This is a genomic window from Streptomyces durocortorensis, assembly GCF_016901035.1.
In the GTDB taxonomy this organism is placed as follows: domain Bacteria; phylum Actinomycetota; class Actinomycetes; order Streptomycetales; family Streptomycetaceae; genus Streptomyces; species Streptomyces durocortorensis.
The window spans coordinates 1-3,234 of the sequence record NZ_JAFEUF010000416.1 but is presented as its reverse complement, the minus strand read 5'-3'; the positions used below and the strand labels follow the sequence as shown (position 1 = coordinate 3,234).

The window sequence follows — 3,234 nt, the reverse complement described above, 5'->3', positions numbered from 1 at the left end:
CGCGCGCGCCGCCCCCGTCGGCCGGACCGCCACCACGGCGGCGTTCGCGCTCAACCCGTCCCCGCCCACGACGACACCGGCGGTCGTGCCGGAGGTGCTCACCGCCGAGGCCGAGGCGGCCTCAGCCGTCAACGCGGAACTGGCACCGCTCGGTGCGTCCGTCATCCCCGCACTGACGAAGGCGGAGACGGAGGAAGCGGCGAACCTCGCGCCCGGGGCGAAGCCGTACATCGGCCCCCGGCCGGGGATCATCACCCGCAAGGGCTGGGGCGCGGACGAGAAGCTCCGCGAGCGCCAGTTCGCGTACACCAAGACCGTCAAGGCGGCCTTCGTTCACCACAGCGCGACCGGGAACAACTACACCTGCAAGCAGGCGCCCTCGGTGCTCCGCTCCATCTACCGCTACCACGTCAAGAGCAGCGGCTGGCGCGACTTCGGCTACAACTTCGCCGTCGACAAGTGCGGAAACATCTACGAGGGCCGGGCCGGTGGTGTCACCAAGGCGGTCCTCGGCGCGCACACCCTGGGCTTCAACTCCAACACCATGGGCATCGCGGTCCTCGGCTCCTACTCCTCCACCAACCCGCCCGCCGCCGCCGTGACCGCAGTCTCCAAGCTCACCGCCTGGAAACTGGGCCTCTTCGGCGCCAACCCCAAGGGCAAGGTGACGCTCACCTCCGGCGGAAGCAACAAGTACAAGGCGGGCGTAAAGGTCAAGATGAACGTCATCTCGGGCCACCGGGACGGTTTCGCAACCGAATGCCCCGGAGCGCGTCTTTACAAGAAGCTCGGCACGGCCAGGACCAGCTCCGCCAAACTGCAGGGCCGCTGACCGGACGGGGCTGGGCCGGTCTGCTTAACTGACCAATCACATACGAGGCCAAGCCCCAGCAGGAAGCAGAGACGGTGCTGTGACAGAGGCAAAAGAAGCGATCCTCCTGGTCGGGGGCAAGGGCACCCGGCTGCGTCCCCTCACGGTGCACACCCCGAAGCCGATGGTCCCGGCGGCGGGGGTTCCCTTCCTCACTCACCAGCTGGCGCGGGCCAGGGCGGCCGGGGTGGAGCACATCGTGCTCGCCACGTCCTACCTGGCCGAGGTCTTCGAGCCGTACTTCGGCGACGGCTCCTCGCTCGGCCTGCACATCGAGTACGTCACCGAGCAGGAGCCGCTCGGCACCGGCGGAGCCATCCGCAACGTCGCGCCGAAGCTGTCCTCGGGGCCGGACGAACCGGTCCTGATCTTCAACGGCGACATCCTGACCGGGCTCGACATCCGGGCCCTGGTCACCTCGCACACCGTCTCCGGGGCGGATGTCTCCCTCCACCTGACCCGGGTGGAGGACCCGCGAGCCTTCGGCCTCGTGCCGACCGACGCGACGGGCCGGGTCACGGCGTTCCTGGAGAAGCCGCAGACGCCGGAGGAGATCGTCACCGACCAGATCAACGCCGGGGCGTACATCTTCCGGCGCTCGGTCATCGACACGATCCCGTCCGGCCGCCCGGTCTCCGTCGAACGCGAGACCTTCCCCGGCCTGCTGGCCTCCGGCGCCCACCTCCAGGGCATGGTCGACTCCACGTACTGGCTGGACCTCGGCACCCCGGGCGCCTTCGTCCGCGGCTCCGCCGACCTGGTCCTGGGCCGCGCCCCGTCCCCGGCGGTCCCCGGCCGCTGCGGCGACCGCCTGGTCCTGCCGACGGCCAGGGTCGCCCCCGACGCCAAACTGACCGGCGGCACGGTGGTCGGCGCCGGCGCGGTGGTCGGCGCGGGCGCGCGGATAGAGGGCTCCACGATCCTGGAGAACGCGATCGTCGAACCGAACACGGTCATCACGGATTCCCTGGTCGGGGCGGGCGCGAGGATCGGCAGCCGTACGGTCCTGGCGGGCGCGGTGATCGGCGACGGGGCGCACGTGGGCGCGGACAACGAACTGCGCGACGGGATCAGGATCTGGTGCGGGGCGACCCTGCCGGACGGCTCGGTCCGCTTCTCCTCGGACCAGTAGCCGACTTCTTCTCGGACCAGTAGCCGACCCCGCTACCCGTACCCTCGAAGAACCCGCCCCCGACCCCACCAGGAACACCGAGGCCCACCTGTGGCAGGACGATTCGCCCCCCGCACGGCACGAGAGCCGCTGCCCCGGCAGGCGGCCGCGGGCCCGGTGCGCCCGGCACGTCCGTCCTCCACGTCCGACGGCCCGCCGCTGACCCGGGAGTGGACCCCACCGGGCCCACTGGACCTCCGCCTGGTGCTGGGCCCGCTGCGCCGGGGCCCGGCGGACCCCACGTTCCGGATGGTCGCGGGCGGTACGTTCTGGCGGGCGACCCGCACGCCGGAGGGCCCCGGCACCCTGCGCGTGGCGGCGCGCGGCGACCGGATCGCGGCGACGGCCTGGGGCCCCGGCGCGAACTGGCTGCTGGACGGCCTCCCCGCACTCCTGGGCGCGGAGGACGACCCGGACGCCTTCGTCCCGCGCCACCGCCTGCTCGCCGTGACCCGCCACCGCCGCCCGGGCCTGCGACTCCTCCGCACGGGCCTGGTCATGGAATCGCTGATCCCGTCGATCCTGGAGCAGAAGGTCACCACGGACGAGGCGTACCGCGCCTGGCGCCTCCTGGTCCGCCGCTTCGGAACCCCGGCCCCGGGCCCCACCACCGACCTGGGCCTGCACGTCATGCCGGACGCCCGCACGTGGGCGATGATCCCCTCCTGGGAATGGCACAAGGCGAACGTCGACGCCAAACGCTCGTCCACGATCATGCGCGCGGTCCGCGTGGCCCGCCGCCTGGAGGAGGCGGCGACGATGCCCCTGCCCGAAGCCCACGCCCGCCTGCAACTGATCCCGGGGATCGGCCCCTGGACCTCGGCGGAGACCCTCCAGCGCTCGAACGGCGCGGCGGACGCGGTCACGGTCGGCGACGTACACCTCCCGGGCATCGTGGGCCACGCCCTGGCGGACAACCGGGACGCGGACGACGAGGAGATGCTCACGTTGCTGACCCCGTACGAGGGCCAACGCCACCGAGCGACCCGCCTGATCCTGCTCTCGGGCCGCGTCCCGGCCCGCAGGGCACCGAGGATGCAGCCGGGCAACATCGTGAACCTGTAGCCCGGCTTCCGCCAAGCCCCTCCGGCGCCCAGCTCTTTCAGCCCCTCCGGCGATTGAGGAGCGGGGTCCGGGGCAGAGCACCCCTCACCGCACGGTGAGGAAGCTGTCTGATATAGACATCACCGAT

The 3,234-nt window shown here is 71.9% G+C and carries 3 protein-coding genes; all 3 read left to right on the top strand.

From position 1 onward, the window contains the following. Positions 1-832 (top strand): peptidoglycan recognition protein family protein (locus tag JS521_RS34785; RefSeq protein WP_205086860.1); only part of this gene is annotated, 832 nt, incomplete at its 5' end. Positions 833-911: 79 nt separating this feature from the next. After that, on the top strand, positions 912-2,003 hold the full coding sequence (gene manB / locus JS521_RS34780; protein WP_205086859.1) for a mannose-1-phosphate guanylyltransferase: 1,092 nt from the start codon (positions 912-914) through the stop codon (positions 2,001-2,003). A gap of 90 nt (positions 2,004-2,093) precedes the next feature. Continuing rightward, positions 2,094-3,107: a DNA-3-methyladenine glycosylase family protein gene (locus JS521_RS34775; RefSeq protein ID WP_205086858.1), complete on the top strand. Its 1,014-nt coding sequence runs from the start codon at positions 2,094-2,096 to the stop codon at positions 3,105-3,107. Positions 3,108-3,234: the final 127 nt, after the last annotated feature.